The sequence below is a fragment of the Methylomonas sp. MgM2 genome (genome assembly GCF_054172045.1).
Genome location: NZ_JBSYXO010000002.1, coordinates 94,211 through 110,534, shown reverse-complemented (window position 1 = coordinate 110,534; position 16,324 = coordinate 94,211). Strand labels below are relative to the sequence as shown.

Sequence of the window (16,324 nt, the reverse complement as noted above, 5' to 3'; positions counted from 1 at the left end):
TCTATGGTTGTGTCGGTTCGCGGACCGACAGTTGTAGGGTGGGCACGATTCATCGTGCCCACGCGGAATAAATCATTCGCCGGCATTAACATTCGCATCAATTCCGTCATAGCCCCAATTCACCGGATAAACACCTAGTTGCACATATCGGTGAAAGGTCGAATACGGCCACTCTTCAACACGCCGGCAATGACCGTGTTTAACCGGGTTGTAATGAATGTAATCCATATGCCGGGTAAAATCGCCTTCATCGCGGATTTGATGCTCCCAATAACGGCGTTGCCAGAGGGTCGATTCGCGGTGTTTTTGTTTCGACGGCGTGAGCAATGCTTCCTTCCTATGGCTATCCCGACAGGCGACGCTAACCTGCCGCTTAATAATTCCCCAGCGCATCGCAAAATCCGCGTCGCCCTGCGGCAATGTCCAAATGCAATGCAAATGATCCGGTAGCAGCACCCAAGCGTCGATCGTAAAAGGGTGTTTCGCCCGTACTTTTTCAATCGCAGAGCGCAAGGCTTCGCGTACCGACTCGTCGCACAAGATTGTTTGACGCCGGTAGCTGATTAACGTGAAAAAATAACTTGCTCCGGCGGTTTGTGAGCGGCGGTATCGAGACATTTTTTCGTAGTTTTACATCAAACAATTATCCGCGTGGGCACGATAGATCGTGCCCACCCTACAACTGTCTGCATCGGCGGTTCCTTAATTCAATTCGACATTTACCAACATAAAATTATAGGTCAGATAATATCCAGACTTTCACGTCGTTCCTGCGGCAATGTGAATTTATACCCTTATGCCGCGCCGAGCACCCGTGGGGCGAAACACATGGATGTGTTTCGTGAATCCGACTCCCAAATAACCCGTCGCGCCAGCGACACCATCTCACAACCTGTCATGCCCGAATTTAAAAATCAACGGCGTGCCCTGGTTATGAATAATGATCTCTTTCGTCACTTCACCGCCGGTTTCGGTCTTCGATTCGGTTTTGTCCGTTCCCTGTACCGGTGTCCCCGGCACAGCCGGCGTTTCTTTTACAACCGGTGTCTCTTTCACTTCCACCCGTACGTCCGGCATCCATTTCGGTTCGAAGGTTGTGGTGCTCGTTTGCGGATTTGGCTGGTGCTTGGGCAATTCTTCCAGCAAATTGAAACAGGTGGTGCTGATCAGATCGATCAGCTTATCCGTCATCTCGGCGCTGCCATGGCCTTTGGCAAACGGGCGGGCGCTGTAAGTCGATTTGCTTTCGGCGATTACATCTTCGCCGCCTTGTTTCCCGAACACGCATTCAATCGGCAATACGTCGGCTTTCTGAAAGTCCAGCGCCCTCGGATTGGAGTTGCCGCTGGAGAAGGAAAAGCCAACCGGCGTCTCGCTGTGCACGATTTCACCGATATTGACTTGCAGTTGATGGCTGTATGGGCCTTTGTCCGGCAGCGGGTAATTCCATTCGGCCAGGTTCAGGCGGACTCGGTCGGCCAGGTCGATCGCGGACAAATCGAAGCCGAACTGCTCCAGATTATCGGGCTCTATCCGGACTTCAATCGCACTGACCTCGCCCGGGTCGGGAACGGTGCCGGCGTAAATTACGGGAACCCATATGGCCCATAACAAGGGCCAGTATCTCGCTAATGGTTTTAATGCATACATGTCGATTTTCCTCTTGCCGTTTGGATAGAAACTGTACGTAAGCCGTTGATTTTCAGCCATACGTCAAATGACTGATCAGTCATTCACCCGATTGTGGACGGCACCCGGTCCTTGAAAAAATCTTCCCCGAAGTAAAAACAATCGCCTCCCGCGATTGCCGTTTCAATTCTATTGGGGGAATGTTCCGATGAGTGGGCTCAATTACATCAGAAGCAATAAACATAGCCGAATTTGGGCAAGCACGACCATGGCGGCATTGATGCTTGGGTACGCAAGCAATTCCGAAGCCGGTGCGACTTTTAAAATCGACGATACCAAATGGATCAGCATAGGCGCCGGTTTGCGCACGAGCTTTCGAGCCACGGAAAGCGGGGCCGGTACCGACGGCAGCACCTGGAGCAATGATTTTAGTCTGGACAACATGCGTTTGTACGTAAACGGCCAGATACACAAATACTTAAAAATCGAATTCAACACCGATTGCCAGACTTGTAACAACGGCGGCGAAGTCAGGGTTCTGGACGCGATAGGCAAATTCGAATTCAACCCCTACGTCAACTTGTGGGTGGGCCGCATGCTGGTGCCTGCCGAGCGCCGGGAGATGAACGGCCCTTTCTACAGCTCCGTCTACAACATTTTTTCCGGCACGCCTTTCGAGCCGTCCGATTACAACCTCGTGATCAAATCGGACGGTACCTCAGCCGGTTCTTTCGGCCGCGACGACGGCGCCACGTTCTGGGGCGCGGCGTTCGACGGCCGCTTCCAATATGCGGTCGGCTTCTTCCGCGGTTTGCGCAACGGCGCCAACTACGACGACAACATTCTTTACGCCCAACGTATCTCTTACAACTTTTGGGAAGTGGAGAAAAATCCGGGCTACTACACCTCGGGCACCTATTACGGCAAGGGCGGCGATATTCTGACCGTGGCGGTTGCCAACCAATACCAGGAAGACGGCGCCGGCACCGTGGAAGATCCCGGAAACTTTCGCGGCACCTCGGTCGACGTTCTGTTGGAAAAAGTATTGTCGAATTCCGGCGTCGTCACCTTTAACGGCGAATACAAAAACTACGGCGTTTCCGATGGCTACAGCCAAGCCTCGCGCGATGCCGGCGGCGGCTTCGATGTGTTCGAAGGCAATGCCTTCGATGTCAGCGGCATGTATCTGTTTCCGGACAAAGTCTGGATAGGCCAATTTCAACCCTATCTACGCTACGTCAACGTCGATCCCACCACCAGCAGTACCCGCGATCTATACGAAGCCGGAGTCAACTACGTCATCGACGGCCACAACGCCAGAATTTCTTTGAGCTACCAATACGGAGACCATATCACCAAAGGCCTTAATTACAAATCGGACGCAACCGGAGCGGACGTCAGTCAGTTCTTGGTCGGCTTTCAATGGCAAATCTAATGTTCTATCCACAACGAGGAATCATGATGAATTTATTGCAAAATCCCCTACGTAAACTGGCGCTGGGCGCGGCCCTGACCTCCATGCTGTTCGCTTCGACGGCCAGAGCCGAGGAAGGCACCATCAAGGTCGGCGTGCTGCACTCCTTGTCCGGCACCATGGCGATCAGCGAAACCACGCTGAAAGACACCATGCTGATGCTGATCGACGAACAGAACAAAAAAGGCGGCCTGCTCGGCAAGAAACTGGAAGCCGTCGTAGTGGACCCGGCCTCCAACTGGCCGCTGTTTGCCGAAAAGGCCCGCGAACTCTTGACCAAAGACAAAGTCGCGGCCATCTTCGGCTGCTGGACTTCCGTGTCGCGCAAATCGGTGCTGCCGGTGGTCGAGGAATTGAACGGCATCCTGTTTTACCCGGTGCAATACGAGGGCGAAGAATCCTCTAAAAACGTGTTTTACACCGGCGCCGCGCCCAACCAGCAGGCGATTCCGGCGGTCGATTATCTGATGAACGACCTGAAAACCGAGCGCTGGGTACTGGCCGGCACCGACTACGTCTATCCGCGCACCACCAACAAAATCCTGGAAGCGTACCTGAAATCCAAGGGCGTCAAGGACGAAGACATCATGATCAACTACACCCCGTTCGGCCATTCCGACTGGCAAAGCATCGTGGCCGAAATCAAGAAATTCGGTTCTTCCGGCAAGAAAACCGCGGTGGTATCCACCATCAACGGCGACGCCAACGTGCCTTTCTATAAAGAATTGGGCAACCAGGGCCTATCGGCGGAGGATATTCCGGTCGTGGCCTTTTCGGTCGGCGAGGAAGAACTGTCCGGCATGGACACCAAACCTTTGGTCGGCCACTTGGCGGCATGGAACTATTTCATGAGCGTCGACACGACTAAAAATGCCGCTTTCATCAAGGAATGGCACGATTTCATCAAGAATCCGAAACGAGTCACCAACGACCCGATGGAAGCGCATTACATCGGCTTCAACATGTGGGTGAAAGCCGTCGAGAAAGCCGGCACCACCGATCCAGAAGCGGTGCAAAAAGCCTTGATCGGCGTGGAGTTCCCCAACCTGACCGGCGGTACCGCCAAGATGCTGCCTAATCACCACATCACCAAACCGGTGTTGATCGGCGAAATTCAGGACGACGGCCAGTTCGCCACGGTTTGGCAAACCAATAAAGTGGTGCCGGGCGACGCCTGGTCGGATTATCTGCCGGAAAGCCAACCCATCATCGCCGACTGGACCGCGCCCATCAATTGCGGCAACTACAACACCGCGACCAAGAAGTGTTCGGGACAAAACTACTAAGTCACACCATTTAGAAAAACCAATATTGCGGCAGGGACGCCGCAACCTTTCACAATCATTGCGGGATTATTTATGTCAAGCAAATCGAACAGAGATGAGTTTAAAACGCCGTCGTCCCAGCATCGCTTGGGGCCGGCGAACGCGCGCGGCCATTCGAAATCTGCCGGCGTTTTAACTTCGTTTTTGCGGATATTGATACTGACTTTGTTCAGCGTCTCGGCCTTGGCCCAAGCGGAAGACCCTTTCGCCGCCGCGATGGAAAGCCTGCGCACCGGCAGCCTAGCGGAGCGCGAACAAGCCATCGCTCAATTGTCGACCGATAAACGCAGCTTGAAAGCGCTGCTGGCGCTGCAGGACGGCAGGTTATTCGATTGGAAATCCCAAGCGCGTTTGGTCATAGGCACCGAAACGTCCGGCGGCTATCGCATCGCCGATTCGATCAGCGCTAAAGCCATCGGCACGGCGGACGGCGAGGCGCTGAAAAAAATTACTCTGACCAACAAACTGCGCCGGGTTTTACGTAAAACCATAGGCGAATTGCAACTGAGCGACGACGATGCCGACACCCGTTTGGCCGCGGTCAAAGCCATCGGCAAGGAAATCGACGACAGATCGCTACAACTTCTGCGCAACCGCCTGCAAAGCGAGAGCGATACCGACGTATTGGCGGCCATACAAGAGATACTCTGGCTGCAGGATTTGGACAGCGCCGACAAGACCACTCGTTTGGCCGCTATCGACGCCCTGAAAGACCGCAACAGTCAAGACGCCTACAACCGTCTGCGCCGCATGCTGGAACAGGATGCCGGCGGCGAAGCAGATCCTCAAATACGCGAAGCGGCCCAAAGCGCCGTGAAGAAATTCGAAAGCCGGCTGCAAAATTACGCCGCCGTCGAAACCGTGTTTTTCGGCCTCAGCCTGGGCGCGGTGCTGGTGTTGGCCGCCATCGGTCTGGCCATCACTTTCGGCGTGATGGGCGTGATCAACATGGCCCACGGCGAACTGATGATGCTGGGTGCCTACACCACTTACGTCATGCAACAGCTGTTGCCGGACTATCTGGGCACGGCCTTGATCTTGTCGATTCCGATGGCGTTTTTGGTGGCGGCCTTGGCCGGCATCGCCATCGAACGTGGCATCATCCGTTTTCTGTACGGCAGGCCCTTGGAAACCCTGCTGGCGACCTTCGGCGTCAGCCTGTTTCTGCAACAAAGCGTGCGCTCGATCTTCTCGCCCTTGAACCGCAGCGTGTCCACCCCGGACTGGATGAGCGGCTCTTTGCAAATCAACGACTTTCTGTCGCTGACTTGGAACCGCTTCTACATCTTGATTTTCTGCCTGCTGGTGTTCACGGCCTTGCTGCAAATCCTGAAGCGTACCAAATTGGGCCTGGAAGTGCGGGCCGTCGCGCAAAACCGCGGCATGGCCAAGGCCATGGGCATACCGACGGATAGGGTTGATGCGATGACCTTCGGCTTGGGTTCCGGCATCGCCGGCGTGGCCGGGGTGGCTTTGAGCCAGATCACCAACGTCGGACCGAACCTGGGCCAATCCTATATCGTTGACTCCTTCATGGTGGTGGTGTTCGGCGGCGTCGGCAATCTGTTCGGCACGCTGGTCGCCGGCTTTTCGCTAGGCATCGCCAACAAGGTGTTGGAACCCTATGCCGGGGCGGTATTGGCCAAGATTTTGGTGCTGGTGTTCATTATCTTGTTTATCCAGAAGAAGCCGCGCGGATTGTTTCCGCAAAAAGGCCGGGCGGCGGATGGTTAAGGTAGGGTGGGCACGATTAGTGCCCACGCGGACGATAAAAACGGTGGGCAAATTGCCCGCCCTACGAATCAACGGATCACTTATGAAACTATTAAGCCAAGACAAAACCTACGCCTCGGTGCTAATCACCCTGGCCGCGGTTACCTTCATCATCCCCCTGTGTAACCTGATTTTCCCGGAAGACTCGGCCTTGCATTTTTCCGCCTACAGTGTGTCGCTGATCGGAAAATACTTGTGCTTTGCGCTGCTGGGATTGTCGCTGGACATGGTTTGGGGTTACGCCGGCATTCTGATGCTGGGCCAGGGCGCCTTCTTTGCGTTGGGCGGCTATGCGATGGGCATGTATCTGATGCGGCAGATCGGCACGCGCGGCGTGTACGGCAATCCGGAATTGCCGGATTTCATGGTGTTTTTGAATTGGCAGGAATTGCCTTGGTATTGGTACGGCTTCGGTAACTTCGGCTTTGCGATGCTGATGGTGTTCCTGGCGCCGGGCATCCTGGCCTTCGTGTTCGGCTGGCTGGCTTTCCGCTCCCGGGTGACCGGCGTGTATTTGTCCATCATCACCCAGGCTTTGACCTATGCGCTGCTGCTGGCTTTTTTCCGCAACGAAATGGGCTTCGGCGGCAATAACGGCTTGACCGACTTCAAGGATATTCTGGGCTTCAACATACAATCCGACGGCGTGCGCGCCGTGCTGCTGTTCGCAACCGGCCTGAGTTTGATCGGCGCCTTGCTGCTGTGCCGCTGGATCGTCGGCAGCAAACTGGGCCGCGTAGTCACCGCGATTCGCGACCAGGAATCGCGGGTGCGCTTTCTCGGCTATCGGGTGGAACTGTTCAAGCTTTGGATGTTCGTGTTCTCGGCCATGCTGGCCGGCCTGGCCGGCGCGCTGTACGTGCCGCAGGTCGGCATCATCAACCCCAGCGAATTTTCGCCGTTGAATTCGCTGGAAATCGTGATCTGGGTAGCGGTCGGCGGCCGCGGCACGTTGTACGGCGCAATCATCGGCGCGGTCCTGGTCAACTACGCCAAAACCGTATTGACCGGCCTGATGCCGGACGCCTGGCTGTTCTGCTTGGGCGGGGCTTTTATTCTGGTGACCTTGTTGTTGCCGGACGGCATCGTCGGCCTGCTGAAGCGCCTGGTTAAACCGAGACAATACTCCGCAGCCCTAGGAGAAGCGCTATGATCGAACCAGCCATTACGCCTAAAGGCAGCGCCAGCCCTCAGTTTCCGGATTTCGTCGACACCCGGCACGGCCATCCTATTCTGTACCTGGAAGACGTCAACGTCAGTTTCGACGGTTTCAAGGCGCTGAACCATCTGTCGCTGTATATCGACGAAGGCGAGCTGCGCTGTCTGATCGGCCCGAACGGCGCCGGCAAAACCACGCTGATGGACGTGATTACCGGCAAGACCAAGCCCGACAGCGGCGAGGTGTTTTTCGGCCAGACCATTAATCTGTTGCAAATGGACGAGCCTGCCATCGCCCAGGCCGGCATCTGCCGCAAATTTCAAAAGCCCAGCGTGTTCGATGCCTTGTCGGTGTTCGAGAATCTGGAACTGGCCCTGAAAACCGACAAGCGCACTTGGCCGACTCTGTTTCATAAACTGAGCGGCGAGCAGCGCGACCGTATCGCCGAAGTGTTGCACATCATCGGCTTGCCGGAACTGATACACCGCCCCGCCGGCGCGCTGTCGCACGGCCAGAAGCAATGGCTGGAGATCGGCATGCTGCTGATGCAGGACCCGAAGGTGATGCTGGTGGACGAACCCATCGCCGGCATGACCCATCAGGAGATCGAACGCACCGCCGAACTGTTGCTGTCGCTGCAAGGCAAACATTCCATCGTCGTGGTCGAGCACGATATGGAATTCGTCCGCAGCATCGCCCGCAAGGTCACCGTGCTGCACGAAGGCACGGTACTGACCGAAGGCAGCATGGACGAAGTGCAAAACGATACTCGCGTGATTCAAGTCTATTTGGGGGGATGATGTTAAGCATAAACGCACTGCAACAATATTACGGCGCCAGCCATACCCTGTGGGACGTGGATATCGATGTGCCGCAAGGCGCCTGCCTGTGCCTGATGGGCCGCAACGGGGTCGGCAAGACCACGCTGCTGAAAGCGATCATGGGCCTGATTCCGATCCGGGACGGCAGCATCAGCTTCGACGGCATCGAGCTCGGCAAGGCCAAAGCCGAATCCCGCGCCGAACTCGGCATAGGCTACGTGCCGCAAGGCCGGGAAATCTTTCCGCTGCTGACGGTGGAGGAAAACTTGAAAACCGGTTTGCGCGCCGCCAATAAGCAAGGCATCAAGAAAATTCCGGACGCTATTTTCGAAATCTTTCCGGTATTGAAGCAAATGCTGAAACGGCGCGGCGGCGATTTGTCCGGCGGGCAGCAACAGCAATTGGCCATAGGCCGCGCCCTGGTGTTGAATCCGCGCTTATTGATACTGGACGAACCGACCGAGGGCATACAACCCAACATCGTCAGCGAAATCGGCGACGTCATCATCCGCCTGAACCGCTCGCGCGGCAAAGCGGTGCAGCCGCCGGCACCAGCGGAAATCGGCGAAGTGCATCAAGCCATCAAGCGCATACACGACGAATTGGGCGTCACGGTGCTGCTGGTCGAACAAAAACTGCCGTTTGCCCGCAAAGTGGCTGACCGTTTCTGTATCATGGATAGGGGACGCCATGTCGCTGCCGGCGCGATGGAAGATTTGAGCGACGATATGGTAAGACGTTATTTAACCGTTTGACGATTGGAGTCACTATGAAAAAGCAATTTGTTAGCCGTTTATCGATGTTACTGCTGTTGGGCGCGCCTTTGAATAGCCTGGCGCACGACAGCCTGGAAGCCATGCAACACGGCGGCAGCTTGATGAAATTGACCGCCGCGTTATTGCATCCGCTATTGGAAACGCCCTATTGGCCGGTTTTATTGCTGGCGGTTTTAGTAGCAATGGCCTTAGCAGGCGCAATCAGGCAAAGACTGAGGCCGGCAAATCATGCCGGGTTTGACATGCGGGCGCAGCCGGTACGCGTTGACGATCATCGTCACCCAAATTAATCCGACCATGCGCCCGGATTTTGCAGCCGAACATTCCGCAGCCCCAGCCGGCATTCCCGGCGCCTCCTGGGAAGCCGAGTTAAAGCTGGGTTTCGCTCATCGCGGCGATAAAACAGTGTTGGCCCGCCGGGAACATCGCGGCCCGCTGACCGTACAACGGCCTTTTTATCCGGAAGGCGGCGTATGCCACGTTTACCTGTTGCATCCGCCCGGCGGCGTGGTCGCCGGCGATCGCTTGAGTATCGCGGCGACCGCTGAAACCGGCGCGCAAGCCTTGATCACCACGCCCGCCGCCGGCAAATTTTACCGTAGCGGCGGCGGCGAGGCCCGGCAAAACCTGCATCTGACTATCGCCGGGAATGCCAGCCTGGAATGGCTGCCGCAGGAAACCATCGTCTACGACGGCGCCCGGGTGCGAAGCGATACCCGAATCGAACTGTCCGCAGACTCCGGCTTCGTCGGCTGGGAAGTGCTGGCGCTGGGCCGGCCGGCCGCCGGAGAAGGCTTCGACAGCGGCAGCGCGACGTTGAATTGGCGCATCAGCCGGGCGGGACGCTTGTTTTATATCGAGCGTCTGCAACTGAACGCCGATGCCTTTCAGGCCCGCTGGGGTTTGCAAGGCCATTCGGCTTGCGGCACCTTGTTCGCCTGTCCGACCGCGCCGCAACATTTGCACGCGGTGCAACAATTGATCGGCGATCAGGCGGATAAAGGCGTGACCCAAATCGAAGACTTACTGGTTTGCCGAGCCTTGGACCAGCGCGCCGACAGGCTCAGGCAATTTTTCGAGCAGGTTTGGGCCTTGTTGCGTGAAGATATCGTCGGGCATAAGATTTGCGCGCCGAGGATTTGGGCGACCTGACGTTATTTCGCGTGGGCACTGTCGTGCCCACCCTACGACTTGAAGAGATTGCCATGCAACTGACACCCAGAGAGAAAGACAAGCTTTTACTGTTCACCGCCGCGCTGCTGGCCGAGCGCCGCAAGGACAGGGGCGTAAAACTGAATTATCCCGAAGCTGTGGCCTATATTTCGGCCGCGATCATGGAAGGCGCCCGCGACGGCAGGACCGTGGCCGAATTGATGGCATACGGGCGCACCTTGCTGAGCCGCGACGACGTCATGGACGGCATCGCCGAAATGTTGACCGAGGTGCAGGTGGAGGCGACGTTCCCGGACGGCACCAAGTTGGTCACCGTCCACGAACCCATCATCTAATGTAGGGTGGGCACATGGTGCCCACGCGGAACATCAAAGGAGCCAAACATGATCCCCGGAGAAATCTTCCCCGCCGACGGCGACATCGAACTGAATGCCGGCCGCACGACGATCAAAATCGTCGTTGCCAACAGCGGCGACCGGCCGATACAAGTCGGCTCGCATTACCATTTTTACGAAACCAATCCGGCCCTGAATTTCGATCGCAGCCTGGCCATGGGTTTTCGGCTGGACATTCCGGCCGGCACCGCGGTGCGCTTCGAGCCGGGCCAGCGGCGCGAAGTGCAATTGGTCGCCTTTTCCGGCAAGTGGGAGGTCTATGGCTTTAGAGGCGACGTCATGGGCGCATTGGGTGGGTCGCAATGAGCAAGATATCCAGACAGGCCTACGCCGACATGTTCGGCCCCACCACCGGCGACAGGCTGCGTTTGGCCGACACCGATTTGATACTGGAAGTGGAAGCCGACTACACGGTTTACGGCGACGAAGTGAAATTCGGCGGCGGCAAAGTGATCCGCGACGGCATGGGCCAAAGCCAGTTCGGCTCGGACCGGGCCGTCGACTTGGTCATCACCAATGCGTTGATCGTCGATTATTGGGGCATCGTCAAGGCCGATGTCGGCGTCAAGGACGGCCGCATCGCCAAGATCGGCAAGGCCGGAAATCCCGACATCCAGCCCGGTGTGGATATCGTCGTCGGACCGGGCACCGAGGTCATCGCCGGCGAAGGCCAGATTCTGACCGCCGGCGGCATAGACGCCCATATCCATTTCATTTGCCCGCAGCAGGTCGAAGAAGCCCTGTGCTCCGGCATCACCACGATGATAGGCGGCGGCACCGGCCCGGCCACCGGCACCAATGCCACCACCTGCACGCCCGGACCTTGGCATATCGGGCAAATGCTGAAGGCGCTGGACGGCATGCCGATGAATTTCGGCTTGCTGGGCAAAGGCAACGCCAGTTTGCCGGGCGCGCTGGCGGAGCAGGTCGAAGCAGGCGCCATGGGCCTGAAGCTGCACGAAGATTGGGGCACCACGCCGGCGGCCATCGATTGCTGCCTGGGCGTCGCCGAATGCTACGACGTGCAGGTGGCGATACACACCGATACCCTGAACGAATCCGGCTTCGTCGAAGACACCATCGCCGCCTTCAAGGGCCGCACGATACACACTTACCACACCGAAGGCGCCGGCGGCGGCCACGCGCCCGACATCATCAAGGCCTGCGGCTTCGGCAACGTGCTGCCGTCTTCCACCAATCCCACCCGGCCATACACCGTCAACACGGTGGACGAACATCTGGACATGCTGATGGTCTGCCACCATCTCGATCCGGCGATTCCGGAAGACGTGGCTTTCGCCGAGTCGCGCATTCGCCGCGAAACCATCGCCGCCGAAGACATATTGCACGACCTGGGCGCGTTCTCGATGATCTCGTCCGACTCGCAAGCCATGGGCCGGGTCGGCGAAGTCGTCATCCGCACCTGGCAAACCGCGCATAAGATGAAAGTGCAACGCGGCAGCTTGGGCAACGATCCGACCGGCAGCGATAATTTCAGGATTAAGCGCTACATCGCCAAATACACCATCAACCCGGCCATCAGCCACGGCATCGCCCACGAAGTGGGTTCGGTCGAAGCCGGCAAACTGGCCGACTTGGTGCTGTGGCAACCGGCTTTCTTCGGGGTCAAACCCAGCCTGGTGATCAAAGGCGGCTTCATCGCCGCCGCACCGATGGGCGACGCCAACGCCTCGATCCCGACCCCGCAACCGGTGCATTACCGTCCCATGTTCGGCAGCTTCGGCGCCGCGGCAGCCGCCCATTCCATCGCGTTTTTATCGCAAGCCGCGGTTTCGGCCGGCGTGCCGGAACAATTGGGCCTGCAAAAGCGGATAGCCGCCGTCAAAAACACCCGCAACATCGGCAAGGCGGACATGAAATTGAACGCTTATCAGCCGGTCATGGAGGTCGATGCGCAGACTTACCAAGTTCGGGCCGATGGGGTGTTGCTGACTTGCGAGCCGGCGGTGGTGCTGCCGATGGCGCAGCGGTATTTTTTGTTTTGATTGTTTTTGCTGCGCGACCTTGCTATTCCCTCTCCTGCTGGAGAGGGTTAGGGAGAGGAGAATCAAATAGGGGGTGTCGCTATCGCGGCGATGTATTTTAAGTCGGGTCTCGGCCCGACAGCCGAGGTACTTTCTTTTGCTTGCCCAAAAGAAAGTACCCAAAGAAAACGGCACCCCATGCCGCTTAGCTCACTCGGCACATCCTTGTGCCTCGCCCTGCGGGTGCAATGCATGCAAATCGGCTATCCTGCCGATTTGTCCTGCGCTCCGAAGCGTTTGAACGGGGTTTTCCGAAGGGGCATCCAGCCCCTACGTAAAACGCGCGGCGTCCGTGCCGCGCCCCTAAAGGGCTAATCCGTCCAAACCCTTCGGTGCTCGGCGCGGCATCAGGGGATTACCCGACTGCAGTAGATAAGGTATTGTATGAATTTAAAAGTTAACGTGAGGCGTAGGGTGGGCAATTTTGCCCACCGTTGGCCTTATATTTCGTATGTGCATTAAATCGGAACCATCTTACAAAACTTATGAAAAATCAAGTTATTCAAGGAGATTTAATAAATGGAATCTTTTCAAATTCGAACATGTGAAGCAATTGTTAAAAACGAAGCCGGATTTAATTTCAAACCTCTAATAGAAAATCGATATGAACCATTTCTAGTTCAGGATCCTTGGGGATTAAGAAAAGCGATTGTTCCAATTTTTAGAAGAGATGCAAATGGAGAACTCTATGGAATGGGAACGGCATTTCATGTGGATGGTTGGGGAACATTTTTGACAGCCGATCATGTAATTGATTTTTTAAGGAACCAACAACATTCTGAAATCGACAATTTGGTGCTTTTTCTGGGTCTCGGCTTGATATTTGGAACAGTCCCCGTTCCTCCTGAAGCATTCTTGTCAGGAGTTAAAGTTATTTCCGCTCTATATCAGAAAGATGATCCGATGTCCCTACTTAGAGGGGAAAGTTCTTTGGATATACTGGCCGATTTGGCGGTTATCACAGCACCAATTCAGTCGAGGTCCATTACGCCACATACTGTACCGGTTAAGGCTGCTGGCTGGAACCCTACCATTGGCGAGACTGTACTAGCAGTTGGTTTCCCTGAATTAGATTGTCAGCAGAATGGACATAATCGCCCTGTTACCTTAAGCGAAGGTATGTATGGAGCTTACGGAAAGATAATAAAAATCTACCGTAATGGAGTGAACCAATCCAGACCAAATCCTGTATTTGAAGTTGAATGTAATTGGCCATCAGGAATGAGCGGAGGTCCTGTATTTAATTCACGTGGTGAGGTAATTGGACTTGTAAGCAGGTCATTACTTAGCGATGATGGTTCTCCCGGGGTTGGTTGGGCTACCAGTTTTGGATTTATACCTTACTTTAAAACTTTGGCGCCTACGTTCGACTGTTTAAATCCAATGTGGCGACAAGGTTGGGCTGTGCGGAGGAATAATCCTTGGCATCTAGCTGGTTTTTTTAAAACAGAACTAGAGGCTAGAGAACTTGCACAAGTTATGGATTCCACATATCAAGTTAAATTTGGTTCAAGTCGCTTTGGTACTGATGACTTTATTAGTGATGATCGCTAACTCTTTAAGCCCGCGTAGGTCCGATTAGCGGAGCGTAATCGGACGCATGTTTAAATCCTAACGACAGCCGATATTCATAACCGCGACAAACTATGCCCAATTACCGACGAGCATTTATTCTAGGCGGAACGTGGTTTTTTACGGTGAATTTGCTGGAACGTAAAAACAACGATTTACTGGTTCGGGAAATCGATCTGTTACGTGAAACGGTGCGGGCGGTGCGAAAACGCCATCCGTTTCAAATCGATGCTTGGGTGGTATTGCCGGAACACATGCATGCGGTTTGGACTTTGCCGCCGGGCGATGCCGATTTTAGTAAACGCTGGCGTTTGATCAAAAGCGCGTTTTCGCGCGCGTTACCGAAAACGGAGTATCGGTCGAATGTACGAAAAGTCGCCAACGAGCGGGGAATTTGGCAGCGGCATTTTTGGGAACATTGTATACGCGACGAGCGAGATTTCGAACGGCATGTCGATTATGTGCATGTTAATCCGGTTAAACACGGTTTGGTTAATCGAGTTATCGATTGGCCGTATTCCAGTTTTCATCGGTATGTTGAAAGAGGCATTTATCCCGAAGATTGGGGCAGCGATTTGGAGATTTCGATCGCCGGGAATGATTAACATGCGTCCGATTACGCTTTGCTAATCGGACCTACGGATTTGTCCTTTAATTTTGGGGAGGGTTTTGCTCCCGTTATTCCGCCCCGAGCATCGCAGCTTTTGGCGAATCAGGCCCGATAGGGGAGCGGCATGGATGCCGCTCGTTTTCGTAGGGCCAGGGATGGCCCTTCGAAAACCCTCGCCAAAAGCGAGAAGCGCAGGACAAATCGGCAGGAAAGCCGATTTGCATGCTTCGCACCCGGAGGGCGAGGCACATGGATGTGCCGAGTGATTAAGGCGGAATCCGGGTGTCGTTTCTTTTGGATACTTTTCTTTCGACTGCATGGATGCAGGAGGTAGAGCAACGCATGGAGCAGTTGCCGAAGACAAGCAAAGAAAAGTATCTCGGCTGTCGGGCCGAGACCCGACTTCAAAAAACCGTCGCAACAGCGACACAAAAACAAACAGCAAAATAAAATGCTAAAACTCACCGAAACCACCAATTCAAAAGAAACCCCGGACGACACCCTAACCCTCCCCTTCGACGCCCGCCAAAAATCCCGCCAACCCGCAACCACAAAGAGCGGCCTGCAAGTCGGGGTGTTTTTACCCAGGGGACAAACGCTAAAACACGGCGCGGTACTCACCAACAGCCAAGGCTTCAAAGTCAGAGTCGAAGCAGCCCCGGAAGCGTTGTCCGTGGTCAAATGCAACGATCCCTTGTTGTTCGCCCGTGCCTGCTACCACCTCGGTAACCGGCATGTGGCGCTGCAAATCCTGCCGGGCGAATTGCGCTTTCTGACCGACCATGTGCTGGATCAAATGCTGACTGGGTTGGGATTAGCCGTGGAACATTTGACTTTACCGTTCGAGCCGGAAGCCGGCGCCTACCACAGCCATGGCCACTGATTTAGCCTTGCTGCGCCTGCTGCAACTGGTCAGCCCCAGCCTGCCGATCGGCATGTACAGCTATTCCCAGGGGCTGGAGCGGGCGGTGCACGACGGCTGGATCACGACCGCCGACGAAACCGGCGATTGGCTGCGCGGCCTGCTGCACAACGCTTTGGCCCGGGTGGATGCGCCTATCCTGGCCCGTCTGCATGGCGCCTGGCTGCGAGGCGATGAAGCCGAAATTGAACATTGGAATCAAACGCTGGCGGCCTGTCGGGAAACCGCCGAGCTGCGGGCGGAAGACCGGCACACCGCCCAAGCCCTAGCCCGCTTGTTGGCCGACCTCGATTTGACCGAGGCCAAGATATGGCGGCGTCGGCGGGATGCGACGCTGGCCGCAATGTTCGCGCTGGCGGCGGCCCGTTGGCAAATCGCTACAGCCGATGCCGTTTGCGGCTATCTGTATAGCTGGCTGGAAAACCAAGTGCTGTGCGCGGTGAAGCTGGTGCCCTTGGGCCAAGTGGCGGGCCAACGCTTGCTGCGGGAATTGGCGGCCGATATACCGGAGCTGACCGCAAAGGCTTTGGCTATAAGCGACGACGAAATCGGCGGCAGCTGTTTCGGCCTGGCCTTGGCTAGCAGCCGGCACGAGCAGCAGTATTCGCGCTTGTTTCGGTCGTAAGGCGCATGATTTCCGTTGTTCGTTA

17 protein-coding genes are annotated in these 16,324 nt (G+C 55.8%); 15 read left to right on the top strand and 2 right to left on the bottom strand.

All coding sequences use genetic code 11. The features are described 5' to 3' along the window. Nucleotides 1-72: 72 nt before the first annotated feature. A complete protein-coding gene (locus ACW73I_RS02195; protein ID WP_458027570.1) occupies nt 73-618 on the bottom strand; it encodes an REP-associated tyrosine transposase in 546 nt (181 codons plus the stop codon). 267 nt (nt 619-885) lie between these two features. After that, nucleotides 886-1,650 carry a hypothetical protein gene (locus ACW73I_RS02190; RefSeq protein WP_458027569.1) on the bottom strand — a complete coding sequence of 255 codons (765 nt, stop codon included), beginning with the start codon at nt 1,648-1,650 and terminating at the stop codon, nt 886-888. Nucleotides 1,651-1,897: 247 nt separating this feature from the next. Between ACW73I_RS02190 and ACW73I_RS02185 the strand changes: the two genes are divergently transcribed. From ACW73I_RS02185 to ACW73I_RS02115, 15 genes are all read left to right on the top strand, one after another. Continuing rightward, on the top strand, nt 1,898-3,064 hold the full coding sequence (locus tag ACW73I_RS02185; RefSeq protein ID WP_458027770.1) for a hypothetical protein: 1,167 nt from the start codon (nt 1,898-1,900) through the stop codon (nt 3,062-3,064). 23 nt (nt 3,065-3,087) lie between these two features. Then, nucleotides 3,088-4,389, top strand: a complete 1,302-nt coding sequence (gene urtA / locus ACW73I_RS02180) for an urea ABC transporter substrate-binding protein (RefSeq protein WP_458027568.1) — start codon at nt 3,088-3,090, stop codon at nt 4,387-4,389. A gap of 72 nt (nt 4,390-4,461) precedes the next feature. Next, complete coding sequence (urtB, locus tag ACW73I_RS02175; protein ID WP_458027567.1) at nt 4,462-6,162, top strand: urea ABC transporter permease subunit UrtB; 1,701 nt, start codon at nt 4,462-4,464, stop codon at nt 6,160-6,162. An 82-nt stretch (nt 6,163-6,244) separates the two neighbouring features. Further along, a complete protein-coding gene (urtC, locus tag ACW73I_RS02170) occupies nt 6,245-7,354 on the top strand; it encodes an urea ABC transporter permease subunit UrtC (protein ID WP_458027566.1) in 1,110 nt (369 codons plus the stop codon). Further along, nucleotides 7,351-8,160, top strand: coding sequence for an urea ABC transporter ATP-binding protein UrtD (urtD, locus tag ACW73I_RS02165; RefSeq protein WP_458027565.1), 810 nt, complete (start codon nt 7,351-7,353; stop codon nt 8,158-8,160). Before urtC ends, urtD begins: the two co-directional genes overlap by 4 nt. After that, nucleotides 8,160-8,936 carry an ATP-binding cassette domain-containing protein gene (locus ACW73I_RS02160; RefSeq protein ID WP_458027769.1) on the top strand — a complete coding sequence of 259 codons (777 nt, stop codon included), beginning with the start codon at nt 8,160-8,162 and terminating at the stop codon, nt 8,934-8,936. The genes urtD and ACW73I_RS02160 overlap by 1 nt, the downstream gene beginning before the upstream one ends. Nucleotides 8,937-8,950: 14 nt before the next feature. Beyond that, the gene (locus tag ACW73I_RS02155) at nt 8,951-9,247 is read left to right on the top strand and encodes a hypothetical protein (RefSeq protein ID WP_458027564.1); all 297 of its coding nucleotides are present in this window, start codon (nt 8,951-8,953) and stop codon (nt 9,245-9,247) included. Further along, nucleotides 9,186-10,109 carry an urease accessory protein UreD gene (locus tag ACW73I_RS02150; protein ID WP_458027563.1) on the top strand — a complete coding sequence of 308 codons (924 nt, stop codon included), beginning with the start codon at nt 9,186-9,188 and terminating at the stop codon, nt 10,107-10,109. Before ACW73I_RS02155 ends, ACW73I_RS02150 begins: the two co-directional genes overlap by 62 nt. After that, a complete protein-coding gene (ureA, locus tag ACW73I_RS02145) occupies nt 10,082-10,465 on the top strand; it encodes an urease subunit gamma (RefSeq protein ID WP_458027562.1) in 384 nt (127 codons plus the stop codon). Before ACW73I_RS02150 ends, ureA begins: the two co-directional genes overlap by 28 nt. Before the next feature lie 48 nt (nt 10,466-10,513). Then, the gene (locus ACW73I_RS02140; RefSeq protein WP_458027561.1) at nt 10,514-10,831 is read left to right on the top strand and encodes an urease subunit beta; all 318 of its coding nucleotides are present in this window, start codon (nt 10,514-10,516) and stop codon (nt 10,829-10,831) included. After that, nucleotides 10,828-12,531 carry an urease subunit alpha gene (ureC, locus tag ACW73I_RS02135; RefSeq protein WP_458027560.1) on the top strand — a complete coding sequence of 568 codons (1,704 nt, stop codon included), beginning with the start codon at nt 10,828-10,830 and terminating at the stop codon, nt 12,529-12,531. The genes ACW73I_RS02140 and ureC overlap by 4 nt, the downstream gene beginning before the upstream one ends. Nucleotides 12,532-13,089: 558 nt before the next feature. Further along, on the top strand, nt 13,090-14,124 hold the full coding sequence (locus tag ACW73I_RS02130) for a S1 family peptidase (protein WP_458027559.1): 1,035 nt from the start codon (nt 13,090-13,092) through the stop codon (nt 14,122-14,124). Nucleotides 14,125-14,216: 92 nt separating this feature from the next. Continuing rightward, entirely contained in the window at nt 14,217-14,747 is a 531-nt protein-coding gene (locus ACW73I_RS02125; RefSeq protein ID WP_458027558.1) for an REP-associated tyrosine transposase, read from the top strand. Between the two features lie 456 nt (nt 14,748-15,203). Beyond that, nucleotides 15,204-15,635: an urease accessory protein UreE gene (gene ureE, locus ACW73I_RS02120; protein ID WP_458027557.1), complete on the top strand. Its 432-nt coding sequence runs from the start codon at nt 15,204-15,206 to the stop codon at nt 15,633-15,635. Next, nucleotides 15,625-16,299: an urease accessory protein UreF gene (locus ACW73I_RS02115; RefSeq protein ID WP_458027556.1), complete on the top strand. Its 675-nt coding sequence runs from the start codon at nt 15,625-15,627 to the stop codon at nt 16,297-16,299. The genes ureE and ACW73I_RS02115 overlap by 11 nt, the downstream gene beginning before the upstream one ends. Nucleotides 16,300-16,324 lie beyond the last annotated feature (25 nt).

What these genes read in the sequence shown, in the direction of transcription:
- ACW73I_RS02195 (WP_458027570.1), bottom strand. Translation starts at nt 618, where the DNA reads ATGTCTCGATACCGCCGCTCACAAACCGCCGGAGCAAGTTATTTTTTC.
- ACW73I_RS02190 (WP_458027569.1), bottom strand. Translation starts at nt 1,650, where the DNA reads ATGTATGCATTAAAACCATTAGCGAGATACTGGCCCTTGTTATGGGCC.
- ACW73I_RS02185 (WP_458027770.1), top strand. Translation starts at nt 1,898, where the DNA reads ATGGCGGCATTGATGCTTGGGTACGCAAGCAATTCCGAAGCCGGTGCG.
- urtA (WP_458027568.1), top strand. Translation starts at nt 3,088, where the DNA reads ATGATGAATTTATTGCAAAATCCCCTACGTAAACTGGCGCTGGGCGCG.
- urtB (WP_458027567.1), top strand. Translation starts at nt 4,462, where the DNA reads ATGTCAAGCAAATCGAACAGAGATGAGTTTAAAACGCCGTCGTCCCAG.
- urtC (WP_458027566.1), top strand. Translation starts at nt 6,245, where the DNA reads ATGAAACTATTAAGCCAAGACAAAACCTACGCCTCGGTGCTAATCACC.
- urtD (WP_458027565.1), top strand. Translation starts at nt 7,351, where the DNA reads ATGATCGAACCAGCCATTACGCCTAAAGGCAGCGCCAGCCCTCAGTTT.
- ACW73I_RS02160 (WP_458027769.1), top strand. Translation starts at nt 8,160, where the DNA reads ATGTTAAGCATAAACGCACTGCAACAATATTACGGCGCCAGCCATACC.
- ACW73I_RS02155 (WP_458027564.1), top strand. Translation starts at nt 8,951, where the DNA reads ATGAAAAAGCAATTTGTTAGCCGTTTATCGATGTTACTGCTGTTGGGC.
- ACW73I_RS02150 (WP_458027563.1), top strand. Translation starts at nt 9,186, where the DNA reads ATGCCGGGTTTGACATGCGGGCGCAGCCGGTACGCGTTGACGATCATC.
- ACW73I_RS02140 (WP_458027561.1), top strand. Translation starts at nt 10,514, where the DNA reads ATGATCCCCGGAGAAATCTTCCCCGCCGACGGCGACATCGAACTGAAT.
- ureC (WP_458027560.1), top strand. Translation starts at nt 10,828, where the DNA reads ATGAGCAAGATATCCAGACAGGCCTACGCCGACATGTTCGGCCCCACC.
- ACW73I_RS02130 (WP_458027559.1), top strand. Translation starts at nt 13,090, where the DNA reads ATGGAATCTTTTCAAATTCGAACATGTGAAGCAATTGTTAAAAACGAA.
- ACW73I_RS02125 (WP_458027558.1), top strand. Translation starts at nt 14,217, where the DNA reads ATGCCCAATTACCGACGAGCATTTATTCTAGGCGGAACGTGGTTTTTT.
- ureE (WP_458027557.1), top strand. Translation starts at nt 15,204, where the DNA reads ATGCTAAAACTCACCGAAACCACCAATTCAAAAGAAACCCCGGACGAC.
- ACW73I_RS02115 (WP_458027556.1), top strand. Translation starts at nt 15,625, where the DNA reads ATGGCCACTGATTTAGCCTTGCTGCGCCTGCTGCAACTGGTCAGCCCC.